The sequence below is a fragment of the Allobosea sp. GW821-FHT10B12 genome, from assembly GCF_059415545.1.
Genome location: NZ_JBWKNL010000002.1, coordinates 230,004 through 248,416, shown reverse-complemented (window position 1 = coordinate 248,416; position 18,413 = coordinate 230,004). Strand labels below are relative to the sequence as shown.

The window sequence follows — 18,413 nt, the reverse complement described above, 5'->3', positions numbered from 1 at the left end:
GGCGATGCTGACCGCCTCGCCCCGCCCCTCGCCGGTGACCCCGACGATCGACCTCTCGGCGCCGGGCGTCCAGCACGGCCATCTGCGCCTGCCCTATAGCCGCGACGACAGCGCCTGGGGCTCGGTGATGATCCCGATCTGCGTGATCGCTAACGGGGACGGGCCGACCGCGCTGCTGACCGGCGCGAACCATGGCGACGAATATGAGGGGCCGGCGGCGCTGTTCGAGCTGGCCCGGACCCTCGATCCGGCCGGGATCTCGGGCCGGGTGATCATCGTTCCGGCGCTGAACTATCCGGCCTTCCGGGCGGGGACACGGACTTCGCCGATCGACAAGGGCAATCTCAACCGCAGCTTTCCCGGCCGGCCGGATGGCACCGTTACGCAGAAGATCGCCGACTACGTCACGCGCCATCTCGTGCCGCTGGCCGACATCGTGCTCGACTTCCATTCCGGCGGAAAGACGCTCGATTTCCTGCCTTATGCCGCCGCACACGAACTGCCGGACAAGGCGCAGGAGGCGCGCTGCTTTGCGGCGGTCGCCGCCTTCTCCGCGCCCTACTCGATGAAGATGCTGGAGATCGACGCCGTCGGCATGCTCGACACTACCGTCGAGGAGATGGGCAAGGTCTTCGTCACGACAGAGCTCGGCGGCGCCGGGACGGCGAGCGCCCGCAGCATCGGCATCGCCCGGCGCGGCGCCGGCAATCTGCTCAGGCATGCCGGAATCCTCGCGGGAACGCCCGAGACGGAGCCAACAAGCTGGCTCGACATGCCCTCGGCCGACTGCTTCAGCTTCGCTGGGGATGACGGGCTGATCGTCTTCGAGCACGACCTCGGCGAACCGGTGCGCGCCGGCGAGGTCATCGCCCGGGTCTATCCCGTCGGAAAGACCGGGCTCGCCCCGGCCGAGTACCAGGCCGCGATGGACGGTGTCCTCGCTGCGCGCCACGTCCCCGGACTGATCAAGGCGGGCGACTGCCTCTCGGTGCTCGCCGTGCTGACGGAGGCGCCCTGACCCATTCGGCCGGGCGACCGGTCCAAGCCAAACCGCCGGCGCGAAGACGCCAGAGAAGCCGAAGCAATCGGCATGCGGAGAAACATCAACCAGAGGAGAATTGCAGATGCCGTTTCTGAAGATCGCGGGTCTCTCCGCCATTGCTCTTACCATCGGCCTTTCCGCCGCCGGCGCGACCACGCTCAAGGACGTCAAGGACCAGGGCTATATCCGCGTCGCGACGGCCAATGAGGTGCCCTATTCCTACATGAAGGATGACGGCACCTCGGCCGGCATCGGTCCCGATGTCGCCAATGCCGTGCTGAAGAAGCTCGGCGTCGCCGAGGCCAACTGGTCGGTGACGCCGTTCGGCACGCTGATCCCCGGCCTCAAGGCCAAGCGCTTCGACTTCGTTGCGGCCGAGCAGAACATCTCGCCCGAACGCTGCAAGCAGGTCTCCTTCACCGAGCCGAACTCGTCCTATGGCGAGGGCCTGCTGGTGAAGAAGGGCAACCCGAAGAAGCTGACGACCTATGCCGACATCGCCAAGGATCCGTCGCTGAAGGTCGCGGTCGTCTCGGGCGCGAACAACATCGACTTCCTGCGCGCCGTCGGCGTCAAGGACAGCCAGGTGATCTTCATCACCGCCAATGCCGACGCGCTCGCCACCGTGCAGAGCCGTGCCGACGCCTATGCTGCGACCGAACTCACCGTCGCCTCGCTCGCCAAGGGCCAGGCCAATGTCGAGCAGGTCGCGCCCTTCACCGATCCGGTCGTCAACGGCAAGCCGGTCCGCAATTTCGGCGGCTTCGCCTTCCGGCCCGAGGACAAGGAACTGCGTGACGCCTTCAACGTCGCCCTCGTCGAGTTCCGCAAGACCGACGACTACAGGAAGATCCTCGGCACCTACGGCCTCTCGGAAGCCAGCATCAAGGCAGCGGCGGATCGCAAGGTCGAGGATCTCTGCGCCGGCAAATAGGTTTCTGATCGACATCGTTCCGCCCGCCGGATGGTGGGCGGAGCTCCACGCCTGTTCAACCTCGTCGCGGAGCCTGCCGGATGGAGTGGCTGTCCTATCTGCCCGCCTTGTCGCGGGGCGCGCTGATCACCGCCGGGATCACCTTGGCGGCGATCGCGATCGGCGCCGTCGCGGCCTTCGCGGCCGGCATCGCCCGCGTCGAGGGCGGGCGCGTGCTGTCGCTGGTCGCGCTTTGCTACACCGAGCTCTTTCGCGGCACCTCGCTGCTCGTCCAGCTGTTCTGGTTCTACTACGCCCTGCCGCTCGTCGGGATCAGCTTCGAGCCGGTCGCCACCGGCATCCTGGTGCTCTCGCTGCATGTCGGCGCCTATGGCTCCGAGATCGTCCGTGGCGCGCTGCAATCGGTCTCGGTCCAGCAGCACGAGGCGGCGCGGGCGCTGAATTTCGGCCGCGCCCAGACGCTTCTCCACATCACCCTGCCGCAGGCGCTGGTCGAGATGATGCCGGCCTTCGGCAATCTCGCCATCGAGACGCTGAAGCTGTCCTCGCTGGTCTCGCTGATCTCGATCGCCGACCTGACCTTCCGGGCACAGTCGATCCGCAACCTCACCCTCGACAGCGCCGGCGTCTACAGCCTGACGCTGGTCGGCTACTTCGCGATGTCGCTGGTGCTGATGCTGATCATGCGGCTGATCGAGCGGCTGGTCCGGCGCGGCGCCGCCTTCCCGCGCGCGGCGCATTCGTGAGGGGCCGCGCATGATGTACGGCTTCGAATGGGATACGACGACGCCGCTGAGCTACGCGTCCTCGATCCTGCCGATCATCCTGATCGGCCTCACCGTGACCCTGCAGGCGGCCGCCGCCGGCTTTGCGATCGCACTGGTGCTCGGCCTCGTCTTCGCGCTGCTGAGGCGCAGCCGCTACACCGCCGTGTCCTGGACCACCGCCATCGTCGTCGAGTTCCTGCGCGACACCCCGCTGCTGGTGCAGCTCTTCTTCCTCTACTACGTGCTGCCGGATTACGGCATCACGCTGCCGGCCTTCCTCACCGGGGCACTCGCGCTCGGGCTGCAGTACTCGGCCTATACCTCCGAGGTCTATCGCGGCGGCATCGAGGCGGTGCCGCGCGGGCAATGGGAGGCGGCGACCGCGCTGAACCTCTCCCGGCTGCAGACCTATCGCGACATCGTCGTGCCGCAGATCGTGCCGCGCATCCTGCCGGCGATGGGCAACTACCTCGTCGCCATGATCAAGGAGACGCCGGTGCTCTCCGTCGTCACCGTGCTCGAGATGATGGGCCTGGCCAACATGATCGGCGAGCGCACCTTCGAATACCTCGTGCCGCTGACCCTGGTCGGCCTGATCTTCCTCCTCCTCACGCTGATCTGCTCGGCCGGTCTGCACCGGCTGCAGAAGGCGCTGCCGAAAGCAGGGATCCCGCTGCGATGACCGAAACCACTCAGGCGCCCATCATCGAATTCGCCGGCGTGACCAAGCGCTTCGGCGCCTTGACCGTGCTCGACGACTTCAACTTCAGCGTCGCCCGCGGCGAGAAAGTCACGCTGATCGGCCCGTCGGGCTCGGGCAAGTCGACGGTGCTGCGCATCCTGATGACGCTGGAGCCCTTCCAGGAGGGCCGGCTGACGCTTGCCGGCATGCCCTATCACGAGCCGAATGCCGGCGGCCCGTTCAAGGCCTCGGACGGGCATCTGCGCCAGATCCGCAGCCATGTCGGCATGGTCTTCCAGAGCTTCAACCTGTTCCCGCACATGACCGTGCTGCGCAATGTCGTCGAGGCGCCGCTGCGGGTGCTCGGCCTGCCGCGCGGCGAGGCCGAATGCCGGGCCGTCGACCTGCTCGCCATGGTCGGCCTCGCCGACAAGAAGGACCATTATCCCGCCCAGCTCTCCGGCGGCCAGCAGCAGCGCGTCGCCATCGCCCGCGCGCTCGCCATGCGGCCGCGCGTGCTGCTCTTCGACGAGCCGACCTCGGCGCTCGACCCGCAGCTCGTCGGCGAGGTGCTCTCGGTCATCCGCGGGCTCGCCAGCGAGCACGACCTCACCATGCTGCTGGTCACCCACGAGATGCGCTTTGCCCGCGAGGTCTCCGACCGGGTCTGCTTCTTCGACAAGGGCCGCATCTGCGAGCAGGGCGAGCCGGAACGCATCTTCAGCGCGCCGGAGCAGCCGCGTACCCGCGAATTCCTGGCCTCGGTGCTGGGCTGAAGGCGCGCCGAGTTTCTATCGGCGGCGCCCCGAACTTCCGAGACTGTCTCGGCACGCAACCGGCACTTCGAACACAGTCTCGTCAGCCTTCCGCCTAGCCTCGTCGTCAACCGAGGGAGGATGGTCATGAGCGCAGTGACGAGCACAGCGAGGCGAGAAGCTACGATCGCCAAACCGGCCGAGCATCCCGGCCTATCGCGCCTCTCCGATCGGCGCCTACTGCGGCAGCTCTCCTATATCGGCGGGCGCTGGACCGCCGCCGCGGATGGCGAGACCTTCCCGGTCACCGACCCCGCGACCGGCGCTCTCGTCGCACAGGTCGCAGCGCTCGGCACGACCGAAGCGACGCGGGCGATCGAGTCGGCTCACGCCGCTTTCCCGACATGGAAAGCGTTGCTGCCGCAGGAGCGTGCCGCGTTGCTGCGGCGCTGGCACGCGGCGATGCTGACGGCCGCCGAGGACCTCGCGCTGCTGATGACGCTGGAACAGGGCAAGCCGCTGGCGGAATCGCGCGGCGAGATCGCTTACGCCGCCGACTTCATCGCCTATTACGCCGAGGAAGCGCTGCGGGTGAATGCCGAGGGCGTGACCAGCCATCTCCCGGGTGCGCAGATGTCGCTGTCGCGCGAGCCGGTCGGCGTCGCCGCCTTGCTGACGCCGTGGAACTTCCCCTCGGCCATGCTGACGCGCAAGGCCGCGGCCGCGCTCGCCGCCGGCTGCACCATCGTCGCCCACCCCTCGTCGCATACGCCGCTCTCGGCGCTGGCGCTGGCCGAACTCGCCGACCGCGCCGGACTGCCGGCGGGCGTCTTCAACGTCGTCACCGGCGACGCCGCGCCGATCGCCGAGACCTATTGCGCCGACACAAGGGTGCGCGCCGTCAGCTTCACCGGCTCGACCGAGATCGGCCGGATCGTCGCCCGCAATGCAGCCGCGACGGTCAAGCGCGTGGTGATGGAGCTCGGCGGCCATGCTCCGCTGATCGTCTTCGATGATGCCGATCTCGACCGCGCCGTCGCGATCGCCATCGACGCCAAATTCGCGACCTCCGGCCAGGACTGCCTCGCCGCCAACCGGATCTATGTGCAGCGCGGCCTCTACGAGCGCTTCTGCGCCGCCTTCGCCGAGAGGACCTCGGCGCTGCGGGTCGGCGCTGGCCTGGAGGATGGCGTCGAGATCGGCCCGCTGATGCACGCCGCCGCCAGGCGCAAGGCCGAAGCCCAGATCACTGATGCTCTGGCGCGCGGCGCAAAGCGGCTGACGCCGGAGCGCGCCATGCCCGGCCCGCTCTTCCTGGCGCCGACCGTGCTCGCCGATGTGCCGGAGGAGGCGCTGATCATGCGCGAGGAGACCTTTGCGCCGGTCGCCGCCATCGCCCCCTTCGAAGGCGAGGACGAGGTCATCGCCCGCGCCAATGACAGCGAATACGGCCTCGTCGCCTATGTCGTGACTCGCGACGGTGCTCGCGCCGCCCGCCTGACCAGGGCACTCGACTACGGCATGGTCGCGGTCAACCGCGTCAAGATCACCGGCGCGCCGATCCCGTTCGGTGGGATGAAGCAATCCGGCCTCGGCCGCGAGGGCTCGCGCCACGGCCTCGAGGCCTTCACCGACCTCAAATATGTCTGCCTCGACCTGAACTGAGGCGCCTTTTTCCGCTTTCGCGAAGGATTACTCTGATGCTCGACCACCCCGCCCGCACCGACAACGAACTGGACGCCTGGGACCGCGACCACTTCTTCCATCCCTCGACGCATATGGGCCAGCATGCCCGCGGCGAGACGCCGAACCGCATCATCGCCGGGGGCGAGGGCGTCTATATCGTCGACCGCGACGGCAAGCGCAGCCTCGATGCCTTCGCCGGGCTCTATTGCGTCAATGTCGGCTATGGCCGGAAATCCATTACCAACGCGATCGCCGAGCAGGCGGCCAGGCTGCCCTATTACCATGCCTATGTCGGCCATGGCTCCGAGCCCTCGATCAGGCTCGCCAAGATGGTGGTGGAGCGCGCGCCGAAAGGCATGAGCCGGGTCTTCTTCGGGCTCTCGGGCTCGGACGCCAACGAGACCAATCTCAAGCTGGTCTGGTACTACAACAACGTCATGAAGCGGCCGGAAAAGAAGAAGATCATCTCGCGCTGGCGCGGCTATCACGGCTCGGGCGTGATGACCGGCAGCCTCACCGGCCTTGCCGCCTTCCACAACCTGTTCGACCTGCCCAAGGCGCCGGTCCTGCACACCGAGGCGCCCTACTATTACCGCCGCGAGGATCGCAGTCTCAGCGAGGAACAGTTCTCGCAGCACTGTGCCGACAGGCTTGAGGAGCTGATCCAGGCCGAAGGGCCGGAGACGATCGCGGCCTTCATTGGCGAGCCGGTGCTCGGCACCGGCGGCATCGTGCCACCGCCCGCCGGCTATTGGGCGAAAATCCAGGCTGTGCTCAGGAAATACGACATCCTGCTGATCGCCGACGAGGTCGTCACCGGTTTCGGCCGTCTCGGCAGCATGTTCGGCTCGGACCATTACGGCATCGAGCCCGACCTCATCACCATCGCCAAGGGCCTGACCTCGGCCTATGCGCCGCTCTCCGGCGTCATCGTGGCCGAGAAATTCTGGCGGGTATTGGAACAGGGTTCGGACGAGTTCGGCCCGATCGGCCATGGCTGGACCTATTCCTCGCATCCGCTCTGTGCAGCCGCCGGCGTCGCCAATCTCGAACTGGTCGACGAGCTCGACCTCGTGCGCAATGCCGGCGAGGTCGGCGCCTATTTCAACGCGGCGCTGAAGGACGCCGTTGGCGGCCACGCCTATGTCGGCGAGGTGCGCGGCGAGGGCCTGCTGGCAGCGGTTGAGTTCGTTCGCGACAGGGATGATCGCGTCTTCTTCGATCCTTCCGAAAAGGTCGGCCCACGCATCGCCGCCGCCCTGCTGGAACAGGGCGTCATCGCCCGCGCCATGCCGCAGGGCGACATCCTCGGCTTCGCGCCGCCGCTCTGCCTGACCAGGCAGGAGGCCGATCAGGTCGTCGACGCGACCCGGCGCGCCGTGGCCACGATCCTTTCGCACCAGTAGCCGACGTCAGCCGACATTACGGTCTCAGCTGCGCCTGCACCTCAGGCCGAACGCTTCGCTGGCTCGTTTGCGTCGAAGCGGCTCGGGACCGGGTCCAGTCCCAGCCGGTCACGCAGTGTCCCGTCGCGATACTCGCTGCGGAACAGACCGCGCTTGCGCAGGAGCGGGATGACCTCGCTGGCGAATATCTCGAACTGGGCCGACAGGATCGGCGGCATGACGTTGAAGCCGTCCGCCGCGCCGGAGGTGAACCAGTCCTCGATGATGCCGGCGATCTGCTCCGGGGTTCCGGTCGCGGTGAAATGGCCGCGCGCGCCGGCGAGGCTATGCAGCAGGCCGCGCAATGTCGGCCGCTCGCGCGCGACGAGCGCGGTGATCGACTGCGCCCGGCTGCGGGAGGCCTGCACCTGCGCCGGATCGGGAAAATCGTCGACGGACAGAACCTGGTCGAGCTTCAGATGCGAGAAATCGTGGCCGCCGAAGCGGCCTGACAGCCTTGCCAGCCCGACGCTGGGGTGTGACAGCTCGTTCAACTCCTCCCAGACCCGCTTCGCCTCCGCTTCGGTCGAGCCGATCGCGGCGCTGAGGCCCGGCAGGATGACGATCTGGTCCGGGCCGCGGCCGAGCGTGCGCGCCTGCGTCTTGACGTCGGCATAGAAGGCGATCGCGCTCTCCTTGCTGAGATGGGCGGTGAAGATCGCCTCGGCATAGCGGGCGGCAAAGGCGCGGCCGTCGGTCGAGGCGCCAGCCTGGACGAAGACCGGCCGCCCCTGCGGCGAGCGCGGGATGTTGAGCGCTCCGGCGACGTTGAAATGGCTGCCGCGATGCTCAGCACGCCGGACACGATCCGGCAGGGCATAGATGCCGGCATCGCGATCGTCGACGATCGCGTCTGCGGCCCAGCTGTCCCAGAGCCTGGACACCGCCTCGACGAAATCATGGGCGCGCGCATAGCGCTGGTCGATGCCGACCTGCGCCTCCTGGCCGAAATTGACGGCGGCCCCCGGCGCCCAGGAGGTCACGATGTTCCAGCCGACGCGTCCGCCGCTGAGATGGTCGAGCGAAGCGAATTGCCGGGCGAGATTGTAGGGTTCGTTATAGGTCGTCGAGGCCGTCGCGATCAGCCCGATACGCTCGGTCAATGCAGCGAGCGCGCCGAGCAGTGTCAGCGGCTCGAGCTCGCCGCGGGCGGCATGGGCAACCTCTTCGCCCAGCGCCAGCGCATCGGCGAAGAAGATCGAATCGAGCTTGGCTGCTTCGGCCGCGAGCGCAAGGTCGCGATAATAGGTGAGATCGCTCAGCGCCCTCTTCGTCGACGATGGATGGCGCCATGCCGTCTCGTGATGACCGCGGCCATGGATGAAGAGGTTGAGATGCAGCTCGCGTGACATGGCCGGTCCACTTGGAAAGAGGGAGCTCTAGAAAGCGTCGGAGACACCGAGCGCCGCGAGCAGATCGCCGCGCAGCGCCTCGAAATGCGGATCCTTGAGACGCGGATGCGCCAGTGCGACCGGCCGGTCGACGATGATGCGGCCATCGTCCATCACCAGCACGCGGTCAGCGAGCTTGATCGCCTCGTCCACGTCGTGGGTGACCAGCAGCACGGTCGGCTGATGTTGCCGGATCAGCCGGAAGAGCAGTTCGTGCATCTTGATCCGGGTCAGCGCGTCGAGCGCACCGAACGGCTCGTCGGCCAGGAGCAGGCGCGGCTGGCGCACCAGCGAGCGCGCCAGCGCCACGCGCTGCTGCTCGCCGCCGGAGAGTGCATTCGGCCAGGCGCTCTCGCGTCCGGCCAGGCCGACATCGCTGAGCGCACCCCGCCCGCGATCGTCCGCATCCGAGGCACGCAGGCCGAAGACGACGTTCTGCAGCACGGTCTTCCACGGCAGCAGCCGAGAGTCCTGGAAGAGTACCGAGCGATCGGCAGGGACGTTGATCCGGCCTTCGCCCTCGACGCCGTCGTCGAGCCCGGCGATGGCGCGCAGCAGCGTGCTCTTGCCCGAACCGCTCTTGCCGATCAGCGCGACGAACTCGCCCGGCGCGAAATCGAGCGAGACATCGCTCAGCACGCTGCGGCCCGAGAAGCGACGCGTGACGCCGCGCAGGCTGACGGCGGCGGGTTCACCGGCCGGCGGCAGACGCAGCGGGTGTGCCGAAGCGTTCATGACGCCAGCGCCTTGCGATAGGACAGCGCCTTGCGCTCCCAAGCCCTGACAGCGAAATCGGAGCCGAGCCCGAGGATGGCGTAGATCGCGAGGCCGACGACGATGATGTCGGTCTGGCCGAAATCGCGGGCGCGGTTCATCAGGTAGCCGATGCCCTCGGTGGTGTTGATCTGCTCGAGCACGACGAGCGCCGTCCAGCAGGTGGTCACGGCGAGCCGGAGGCCGGTGAAGAAGCCAGGCAGCGCTCCGGGCAGCGCGACTTCGCGCAGGAAGGCGCCGCGGGAGATCCCGACGCTGCGAGCGAGCTCGACATGGCGGATATCGATCCCGCGCAGCGCCGCATGCGTATTGATGTAAATCGGCACCAGGACGCTGGAGGCGATCAGCGCGATCTTCATCGCCTCACCGATGCCGAGCCAGAGGATGGCGAGCGGGATCAGGGCCAGGGTCGGCACGGCGCGCTTGATCTGTACCAGCCCGTCGAGCGAGGCCTCGCCGATCCGGCTGAGGCCGGCGGCCAGCGCCATCGCGAGGCCGATCGCGACGCCGATGCCGAGCCCGAGATAGGCCCGCTTCGCCGACGCAAGGAAATGATCGGCCAAGGTGCCGTTGCGCAGGAGCTCGAAGCCGGTCAGTACCGCGGTCGAGGGCGCCGCGAGGAAGCGGGGCGAAAGCCAGCCCAGGGCGGAAGCGATTTCCCAGATGACGACCAGCGCGACCGGGCCGAACAGGATCGCGCCCGGCGGCAGCCGGCCGGGTGCCAGCTTCGGTAGGCGGCCTGCAGGCGTTCCAGCCGAGTGCGCAGCCGCCACGTCAGCTTGAAGCTCGGGAGCATAAGTGACGATGCTCATGGCACTCCTTCCATCCGAAGCGGGGCGTCGGTTGGTCTTGCTCAGTTGATCTTGGCGGAGATGACGTCGTCGAAGCGCAGATCGAATTCCTCGCGCGCATCGAGGCGCTTCGGCAGGTCCCCGGCCTCGTAGATCACGTCGATCAGCGCCTGCTGCTTGGCGATCAGGCTGGCCAGCACGGGGAACTCGTAAGCTCCCTCCGATCCGACGATCTTGCGCCCGTCTTCGGGCTTCAGGTTCTGGCGCTTGACGTAATAGGCGTCGACCCAGGCCTCGACATTGGCATGCGACCAGCGGCTGGCATCGATCCAGCCCGCGACGAACTCGCGGATCGCCGCCGCCTTCGCCGGATCGTCGAGTGCCTTCTTGCTCGCATAGAGATAGGTCAGGCTCTTGGGCAGGCGATCATTCTGCTCCTTCGGCAGCGCGCTTGCGCCCCGATCCGCGAAATCGGCGAGATAGCGCGAGAAGTGCGGTTCATTGAGCGCCGCGACATCGACCTGGCCGGTGCGGATCGCATCAGGGAAATCGGCCGCCCGCAGCGGCACGAGCTTGACGTCCTTGCGTGTCAGCCCGGCGAGCTTGAGCGCATTCAGGACGAAAGGCTGGCGCCCGGTGCCCTCGCCATAGGCGATGCTCCTGCCCTTCAGCTCCTCGAGGCTGCCGATCTTGAGGCCCGGCCGGACCGCGAGGAAGTAATCGGTCTCGGAGGAGACCCGCGCGGCAACGATCGGGATCTTCTCACCGGCAGCATGCGCCTGGATCGGCGGCGTGTTGCCGACGGTGGCAAGATCGAGCGCACCGGCTCGGAAAGCTTCCAGGATCGCCGGCCCGCCGAGGAAATTGGCGTAGGTCACCGCGCTCGACAGTTTGGCCTGCACGCCGGAAGCCCGGATCAGCGTCTGCAGGGCCTCGTTCTGATCGGCCACGACCAGCTTCGTCCCTGCAGGGATCTGTCTCGGCAGCGGGCTCTGCGCCTTCGCGCTGCCGGCCGCGGTGGCCAGGAGCGGCATCAGCAGGGTCGTCGCCAGCAGCGCACGGCGGTCGATCTCGATACGTTTCGAAGGCTCGGTCGCGTCGACCATGGTCGTCCCTTTCGCCCAATCCGGCCTCGAACTGTGTCGAGCCGCCGGGTGGTCGAATTCTGCGAAAGGATCGTTCGTTAAGTCAAACGAACGTTCTTTTTAATATACTGCGCTGTCGCGAAGAATTTTCCGACCTTGTGGCGCGGCGCTAGAACGAACGCGTCGTGCATCCGAGATGGCCTGACGATCACAACCCAGGATTGGGCCTTGTCGGCACGCCGGAGAGATTCGGCTGTAGATCGCCGCGCATCGCCGTTGCGGTCCCGTCGCGGCGTGCTGGCGCCAGCGAACGAGTGCAGTAAGATTTCAAGCGATACGCAGGGGCTTGGCCCGGGCACAGGACGGCATGATGTTTCTTTTCGACGGTCTCGACGAAGCCAGAGTGACCATCCTGCTGGCTCACGGAGCCGGCGCCCCGATGGACTCGCCATCGATGACCGCAACCGCCAAGGCCCTGGCCAGCGCAGGCTTTCGCATCGCGCGGTTCGAGTTCGACTATATGGCGGGTAGGCGGACGAACGGGCATCGCGCGCCGCCGCCGCGCGCCGAAAAGCTGAATCCGCAATACCTCGCCGCCATCGACGCGCTCAGCGCCAAAGGCCCCCTCATCATCGGTGGCAAGTCGATGGGCGGCCGCGTGGCGAGCATGGTCGCCGACGAGCTCTTCGAGGCGGGGCGGGTCCATGGGCTCATATGTCTCGGCTACCCCTTTCATCCACCCGGCAAGCCGGAGCAGCTCAGAACGGCTCACCTTGCCGATCTGAAGACGCCAACGCTCATTGCGCAGGGGACGCGGGACGAATTCGGCACCCGGGACGAAGTGTCGACCTACACACTGTCTCCGCGGATCGAGCTCTTATGGCTTGAGGACGGCGATCACGACCTGAAGCCACGAAAGAACATCTCCGGCTTTTCGACCGCTGACCATCTCAAGACGATGGCCGAGACAGTCTCGGCATGGGCCGAGCGCGTGGTGCGCGCGGCTGGCTAGGCGCCCCCGGAGCAAACCCGCGAAACGAGCATTGGCCACTGGTCTTGCGGCGATATCGGAACGCAGTTCACGCCTCGAACGCGCCGGCATCGAAGGCACCGCGCGTGCGGTGCACGACATCGAGGAAGGCGTTGATGATGCGGCTGGTCTGCCGCTGCTTCAGCACGACCACATGCGCGTAGGTATAGACCTCCGCCCCCTCGATCGGGATCAGGCTCAGGGTCTTGTCCGGCACGAACTCTGCCTCCGAGACGTAGCTGATGCCGAGACCGCGGATCACGGCTTCGCGGACGGCCTCGCGACTGCCGATCTCCATCACGAGATGCGGTTTGGTTCCTGTCCTGGCTAATGCTGTCTCAAAGGCCCGCCGCGTCGTCGACCCCTGTTCGCGCACGATCATCGGCTCGCCCTCCAGCTCCGGCAGCTGGACGCTGCGGCGCCCCGCCAGGCGATGATCGCGCCGCACGAACACCGCGACCGGATGGCGGCGATAAGGGATAGTCAGGAGCCGGTCGTCCTCGTCGATATAGGCGAGGACCGCGACGTCGCAGCGATAGCTGGCGAGATCGTCGAGCACCTCGGTCGAGTTGCCGATCTTCACCGCCAGCTCGATGCCCGGATAGGCCTGGTTGAAGGCGGCGAGCATCTCGGTGACGTGGAAGGGCCCAACCGCGCCGATCGAGAGCCGGCCGGTCCTGAGCTCACGTGACTCCGTCAGGAAGGCGAGCGCCTCGGCCTCCTCGGCAAAGAGGCGCGTGGTGATGGCGAGCAACTCGCGCCCTGTATCGCTCAGTTCGCGCCGCCTCCCCCGCTTGACGAAGAGCTCGACGCCGAACTCCTCCTCCAGCGCGCCGACCTGCGCCGTCAGGGTCGGCTGGCTGATGTTGAACGCCTCGGCCGCGGCGTTGAAACCGCCGGCATTCGCGACATTGTGGAAGGATCTGAGCTGAGTGTAACGCATAGATAATTGCTATCCATTCGGATCAAAAAATCAATTTGTTATGAGATCAGAGGTCTGTGAGCATCCTCGCAATGAAGCCGGCAAGGCGCATTGCGAGGGATGGACCGCATGAACTGGGCTTACTGGAATCCCGTGAAGATCCGGTTCGGCAACGGGCTGCTCGACGAGGTCGCCGGGCTGATCGGCAAGCGGCGCTGGGCCCTCGTCACCTATGACCAGCCGCTCTTTCGCGAGTTCTCCGCCCGGCTGACGGCGGTCGCGGGTGCGCCGGTCGTGTCGATCACCAACATCGAGACCAATCCGGATTGCGCCGATCTCGCCGAGTCCTGCCGCCAGTTCGGCGCGGCCGAGCCGGCCGAGGTCATCGTCGCGCTCGGCGGCGGCTCGATGATCGATGCGGCAAAGGTGCTGGCGGCCAGCGACGGCGATTTCGAGACGGTGCGCCGCCACCTGACCGAGAAGACGCCGCTCGACGAGGCCGCGATCATCCCGATTATTGCCGTGCCGACCACAGCCGGCACCGGCAGCGAAGTTACCTCCTGGGCGACGGTCTGGGACGCCGCCAATGGCAGCAAGTATTCGCTCGCCCATCCCCGGCTCTATCCTGAGACCGCGGTGCTCGACCCTGCCTTGACGGTCGGCGCGCCACGCGGGCTTACGCTGGCGACCGGGCTCGATGCCCTCTCCCACGCGCTGGAGAGCATCTGGAACGTCAACGGCAATCCGGTCTCGGCCAATTACGCGGTCGAGGCCGCCCGCGAGATCATCGAGACGCTGCCGCGCCTGCTGGAGCGCCTCGACGATGTCGAGCTCAGGGCCCGGCAGATGCGCGCCAGCCTGCTGGCGGGCCTTGCCTTCTCCAACACCAGGACGGCGCTCGCCCACAACATCTCCTACGACATCACTCTGAAGAGCGGCACGATCCACGGCATCGCCTGCTCCTTCTCGCTGCCGATGGTGATGCGCTGGGCGATGGGTGCGCAGCCGCAATGCGACGCGGCGCTGCGCCGGGTCTTCGGCCCCGACCTCGAAGCCGGCGCCGAGCGGCTCGGCACCTTCCTCAGGGATCTCGGCGTCGCGACCGATCCTTCCGCCTATGGCGTCTCGGCCGGCGAATGGAACCGTCTGGTCGGCAAGGCGCTCGAAGGCGAGCGCGGCCGCAACTTCATCGGCAGACAGGCGGCCATGGCCGCCTGAAATCAAGACGGGCAACGACGCCCGCAACGGTTCACACGGCAGATCAAAAGATCGCCCGATCATCTTGGGAGGATGACATGAACAACACGCGTCGCACGATACTCAAAGGGTCACTGGCCGCTGGAGCACTGCTGGCGGCGCCGGCCCTGGTCCGGGCTCAGACGAAACTGGTCCGCGTCGGGCTGATCCCGTCCGAGGATTCGCGGGCGATGCTGGAATCGAGCGCCCAGCTCCTCGCCGCGCTCCAGAAGAATCTCGGCATCCCCGTCCAGGGCTTCGTCGCCTCGGACTATAACGGCGTGATCGAGGCGATGCGCTCGAACCATGTCGACGTCGCCTATCTCGGCCCGTTCTCCTATGTGCTCGGCACCACGGTCGCAGCCATCGAGGCCTTCGCGACCGCCGAGACGGCCAAGTCGAGCCGCAGCTATTATCGCAGCCAAATCATCGCGCGGAAGGATAGCGGCATCGGCGAATGGAAGGACCTGAAGGGTCGCACCTTCGCCTTCGTCGATCCGTCCTCGACCTCAGGCCACCTCTTCCCGAAGGCCGGGCTGATGAAGCTTGGCTTCGATCCCGAGAAGGATTTCGGCCGCGTCCTCTTCACCGGCTCGCACGATGCCAATGCGCTCGCCGTCGCCAACAAGCGCGTCGATGCCGCGACGATCGCCGACCGCATCCTCGATGCGGCCGTGCAGAAGAAACTGGTCGATCGCGCCGACATCCATGTCGTCTGGGAGTCGGACCCGATCCCGGAATCGCCGACCTGTTGGCGCAAGAACCTGCCCGAGGATCTGAAGACGAACATCAAGTCGGCCTTCCTGAACATCCGGGACATCACCTGGGCCGACCAGGGCAAGCTCAACCGCTTCGTCGAGACCAATGACCAAGCCTACGACATCATTCGCGAGACCGCGAAGGTGCTGAAGCTCGATCTCACCAAGATGAAGTAGTCGCGGAACGCGACCGGCGGAGGAAGCGGCATGATCAAGATCGAAGGGCTGAGGAAGTCCTATGCGGGCCGCCCGGTCCTGCAGGGCATCGACCTCAGCGTCAAAGCCGGCGAGTTCCTCGTCGTGCTCGGCCCCAGCGGCGCCGGCAAGTCGACGCTGCTGCGCTGCATCAACGGGTTGGCTGAGCCCGACGCCGGGCGGACCGTCATCGACGGCAAGGTGCTCGACCTGAAGCGCGGCGCTGCCGGCAAGCGACCGGTGGCGATGATCTTCCAGCACCACAATTTGGTGAAGCGCCTGTCGGTGCTGAAGAACGTGCTCGTCGGCCGGATGGCCGGCCTGTCGTCCTTCCTCTCGATGCTGCAGCTCTTTCCGAAAGAGGATGTCGCGATCGCGATGGACTGTCTGGCCCGGGTCGAGCTCGCCCAGAAGGCGAATTCGCGCGGCGACCAGCTCTCCGGCGGCGAGCAGCAGCGCGTCGGCATCGCCCGGGCGCTGGCACAGCAGCCGGCGGTGATCCTCTGCGACGAGCCGGTGGCGAGCCTCGATCCCAAGACCTCGCGCATCGTGCTCGGCTACCTCAAGGCGATCTGCAAGGAGGAAGGGATCGCGGTGATCTGCAACCTCCACCAGGTCGACTACGCCGTCGAGTTCGGCGAGCGCATCGTCGGCCTGAGCGGCGGCCGGGTGATCTTCGACGACACGCCCGACCAGCTCACCTCCGAGATCGTCCACCAGATCTATCCGGGCCTCGAAGACCCCGGCATCAGCCGCGTCCTCAAGCCTCGTCCGGCCAGCCAGCCCGTGCTGGCGCCGATGATCGCCACCGCAACCGCCTGACGGGGAGCAAGCACATGTCGTTCGGAACGCTGCAACTCGTCATCCGCCCGCCGCAGGGACGCTTCGGCTGGTGGGGCGTCGGCTTCGTCACGCTCGCCGCACTGGTCTTCCTGTGGTGGGCGGCGGTCGGCTCCCAGATCAACGCCAACAACCTCTGGAACGGCATCCCCTATATGTGGGACTTCCTCGTCCGGATGGTGCCGCCCAATCCGGAATTCCTCGAACGGCTGTGGCGGCCGGCGCTGGAGAGCCTGCAGGTCGCGGTCTGGGGCACTTTGCTCAGCGTCGTCATCGCCCTGCCGGTCTGCTTCTTCGCGGCGCGCAACCTCAGCCCGAGCCCGGTCGTCTTCCATGCGACGCGGCAATTGCTCAACTGCATGCGCGGCATCAACGAGATCATCCTGGCGCTGATCTTCGTCGCCGCAATCGGGCTTGGCCCCTTCGCCGGCGTGCTGGCGCTCGCCATCCATGGCGCCGGCATGCTCGGCAAATTCTTCGCCGAGGCGATGGAGGATATCGACGAGGGGCCGCTGGAGGCCTTCCGCTCGGCCGGCGTCGGCCCGTTCAAGACCTTCTTCTTCGGCGTGCTGCCGCAGGTCCTGCCGGCGTGGCTCGGGACGATCTTCTACCGGCTCGAGACCAATGTCCGCCAGTCGACAGTGCTCGGCATGGTCGGGGCCGGCGGCATCGGCTTCGAACTCGTCTCCTCGATGAAGCTCTTCAAGTACCAGGACACCGCGACCTGCATCCTCGTGATCCTCGCCATGGTCCTGATCGCCGATCTGGTCTCGTCCCGCGTCCGCGCCCTGATCCGCTGATCGGCGCCGACCCAAGGAGTTTGACATGAACATGCATTCGAAGCTTGGCGCCGACGTCGTCGCCAATGGCCGCAGCTATGCCCGCCCGGTTCGCCCGACGGTGGTGATCTGCATGGACGGCTCGGAGCCGGCCTATATCGAAGCCGCCAGCGCCAGGGGGCTGACGCCGAATCTCGATCGGATCATGAAGGCGGGGGCGAGCACGCACGCCTATTCGGTGATCCCGAGCTTCACCAACCCGAACAACCTCTCGATCATCACCGGGCGCCCGCCGGCGGTCCACGGCATCGCCGGCAACTTCTTCTATGACCGCGAGGCCAGGGAAGAGGTGATGATGAACGATGCCCGCTTCCTGCGCGCCCCGACCATCCTCGCCGAGTTCCAGAAGGCCGGCCTCAAGGTCGCGATGGTCACCGCCAAGGACAAGCTGCGCACCTTGCTCGGCAAGGGCCTCGACTTCTCGGCAGGCACCGCGATCGCCTTCTCCTCGGAGAAGGCCGACAAGGCGAACCGGAGCGAGAATGGCATCGACGACGTGCTCGGCTTCGTCGGCCTGCCGGTGCCGTCGGTCTATTCGGCCGACCTTTCCGAGTTCGTCTTCGCCGCCGGCGTCAAGCTGCTCGAGGGCTTCAAGCCGGATCTGATGTACCTCTCGACCACCGACTATGTGCAGCACAAGGCGGCGCCGGGGTCGCAGATGGCGGACAGCTTCTACGCCATGTTCGACACTTACGTCGGCAAGCTCGATGCGCTCGGCTGCACGCTGGTGATCACCGCCGATCACGGCATGAACGACAAGCATCTGCCCAATGGCGAGCCTGATGTCGTCTATCTGCAGAGCCTGATGGACGAGTGGTACGGCCGCGGCACCATGCGGGTGATCCTGCCGATCACCGACCCTTACGTCGTGCATCATGGCGCGCTCGGCTCCTTCGCCACGGTCTATCTGCCCGAGGGCGCCAGCCAGGAAGAAGTCGCGGCCCGCATCTCCGGCCTCGACGGCATCGCTTTGGCGGTGACCGCGGCCGAGGCCTGCGAACGCTTCGAACTGCCGGCCGACCGGATCGGCGACGTGGTCGCGATCTCGACCCGGCAGAAGGTGATCGGCACGTCGCCCGACCGGCATGATCTCTCCGGCCTGACCGAACCCTTGCGCTCGCATGGCGGCATCACCGAGCAGCGCGTGCCGATGATCGCCAATCGGCCGATCACCGTCCCGGAAGGCCGCATTCTGCGCAATTTCGACGTCTTCGACGTCGCCCTCAACCTGGTGCACTGAC

Annotated in this window: 18 protein-coding genes; 13 read left to right on the top strand and 5 right to left on the bottom strand. The window is 66.8% G+C overall.

From position 1 onward, the window contains the following. The first annotated feature begins 4 nt into the window (after positions 1-4). From doeB to AC07O0_RS06415, 7 genes are all read left to right on the top strand, one after another. A complete protein-coding gene (doeB, locus tag AC07O0_RS06445) occupies positions 5-1,018 on the top strand; it encodes a N(2)-acetyl-L-2,4-diaminobutanoate deacetylase DoeB (protein WP_494621134.1) in 1,014 nt (337 codons plus the stop codon). A gap of 106 nt (positions 1,019-1,124) precedes the next feature. Then, complete coding sequence (ehuB, locus tag AC07O0_RS06440; RefSeq protein ID WP_494621132.1) at positions 1,125-1,976, top strand: ectoine/hydroxyectoine ABC transporter substrate-binding protein EhuB; 852 nt, start codon at positions 1,125-1,127, stop codon at positions 1,974-1,976. An 80-nt stretch (positions 1,977-2,056) separates the two neighbouring features. Continuing rightward, positions 2,057-2,722 (top strand): ectoine/hydroxyectoine ABC transporter permease subunit EhuC, encoded by a 666-nt coding sequence (gene ehuC / locus AC07O0_RS06435; RefSeq protein ID WP_494621130.1) that lies wholly within the window; start codon positions 2,057-2,059, stop codon positions 2,720-2,722. A gap of 10 nt (positions 2,723-2,732) precedes the next feature. Further along, positions 2,733-3,425: an ectoine/hydroxyectoine ABC transporter permease subunit EhuD gene (ehuD, locus tag AC07O0_RS06430; protein WP_494621128.1), complete on the top strand. Its 693-nt coding sequence runs from the start codon at positions 2,733-2,735 to the stop codon at positions 3,423-3,425. After that, complete coding sequence (ehuA, locus tag AC07O0_RS06425) at positions 3,422-4,201, top strand: ectoine/hydroxyectoine ABC transporter ATP-binding protein EhuA (RefSeq protein WP_494621126.1); 780 nt, start codon at positions 3,422-3,424, stop codon at positions 4,199-4,201. Before ehuD ends, ehuA begins: the two co-directional genes overlap by 4 nt. A 126-nt stretch (positions 4,202-4,327) precedes the next feature. After that, a complete protein-coding gene (locus tag AC07O0_RS06420; protein ID WP_494621124.1) occupies positions 4,328-5,845 on the top strand; it encodes an NAD-dependent succinate-semialdehyde dehydrogenase in 1,518 nt (505 codons plus the stop codon). A gap of 35 nt (positions 5,846-5,880) precedes the next feature. Continuing rightward, positions 5,881-7,272, top strand: coding sequence for an aspartate aminotransferase family protein (locus tag AC07O0_RS06415; protein ID WP_494621122.1), 1,392 nt, complete (start codon positions 5,881-5,883; stop codon positions 7,270-7,272). Between the two features lie 41 nt (positions 7,273-7,313). Here the strand turns inward: AC07O0_RS06415 and AC07O0_RS06410 are convergent, their stop codons facing one another. The 4 genes from AC07O0_RS06410 to AC07O0_RS06395 are packed head-to-tail and all read right to left on the bottom strand — an operon-like array spanning position 7,314 to position 11,373. Next, positions 7,314-8,663 (bottom strand): LLM class flavin-dependent oxidoreductase, encoded by a 1,350-nt coding sequence (locus tag AC07O0_RS06410; RefSeq protein ID WP_494621120.1) that lies wholly within the window; start codon positions 8,661-8,663, stop codon positions 7,314-7,316. Between the two features lie 27 nt (positions 8,664-8,690). Then, the gene (locus tag AC07O0_RS06405) at positions 8,691-9,437 is read right to left on the bottom strand and encodes an ABC transporter ATP-binding protein (RefSeq protein ID WP_494621118.1); all 747 of its coding nucleotides are present in this window, start codon (positions 9,435-9,437) and stop codon (positions 8,691-8,693) included. Next, positions 9,434-10,288, bottom strand: a complete 855-nt coding sequence (locus tag AC07O0_RS06400) for an ABC transporter permease (protein WP_494621116.1) — start codon at positions 10,286-10,288, stop codon at positions 9,434-9,436. Before AC07O0_RS06400 ends, AC07O0_RS06405 begins: the two co-directional genes overlap by 4 nt. 41 nt (positions 10,289-10,329) lie before the next feature. Then, positions 10,330-11,373 (bottom strand): ABC transporter substrate-binding protein, encoded by a 1,044-nt coding sequence (locus tag AC07O0_RS06395; protein WP_494621114.1) that lies wholly within the window; start codon positions 11,371-11,373, stop codon positions 10,330-10,332. 349 nt (positions 11,374-11,722) lie between these two features. Between AC07O0_RS06395 and AC07O0_RS06390 the strand changes: the two genes are divergently transcribed. After that, positions 11,723-12,364, top strand: a complete 642-nt coding sequence (locus AC07O0_RS06390) for an alpha/beta hydrolase family protein (RefSeq protein ID WP_494621112.1) — start codon at positions 11,723-11,725, stop codon at positions 12,362-12,364. A gap of 67 nt (positions 12,365-12,431) precedes the next feature. On the opposite strand, the gene AC07O0_RS06385 is transcribed toward AC07O0_RS06390, so the two are convergent. After that, complete coding sequence (locus tag AC07O0_RS06385) at positions 12,432-13,325, bottom strand: LysR substrate-binding domain-containing protein (protein WP_494621110.1); 894 nt, start codon at positions 13,323-13,325, stop codon at positions 12,432-12,434. A gap of 108 nt (positions 13,326-13,433) precedes the next feature. Between AC07O0_RS06385 and psrA the strand changes: the two genes are divergently transcribed. From psrA to phnA, 5 genes are all read left to right on the top strand, one after another. Next, positions 13,434-14,522, top strand: a complete 1,089-nt coding sequence (psrA, locus tag AC07O0_RS06380) for an iron-containing alcohol dehydrogenase PsrA (protein WP_494621108.1) — start codon at positions 13,434-13,436, stop codon at positions 14,520-14,522. Between the two features lie 77 nt (positions 14,523-14,599). Then, positions 14,600-15,475, top strand: coding sequence for a phosphonate ABC transporter substrate-binding protein (gene phnD, locus AC07O0_RS06375; RefSeq protein WP_494621106.1), 876 nt, complete (start codon positions 14,600-14,602; stop codon positions 15,473-15,475). 30 nt (positions 15,476-15,505) lie between these two features. Then, a complete protein-coding gene (phnC, locus tag AC07O0_RS06370; RefSeq protein WP_494621104.1) occupies positions 15,506-16,315 on the top strand; it encodes a phosphonate ABC transporter ATP-binding protein in 810 nt (269 codons plus the stop codon). Between the two features lie 14 nt (positions 16,316-16,329). Further along, positions 16,330-17,133 carry a phosphonate ABC transporter, permease protein PhnE gene (gene phnE / locus AC07O0_RS06365; RefSeq protein ID WP_494621102.1) on the top strand — a complete coding sequence of 268 codons (804 nt, stop codon included), beginning with the start codon at positions 16,330-16,332 and terminating at the stop codon, positions 17,131-17,133. A gap of 25 nt (positions 17,134-17,158) precedes the next feature. Further along, positions 17,159-18,412, top strand: coding sequence for a phosphonoacetate hydrolase (gene phnA / locus AC07O0_RS06360; protein WP_494621100.1), 1,254 nt, complete (start codon positions 17,159-17,161; stop codon positions 18,410-18,412). Position 18,413: the final 1 nt, after the last annotated feature.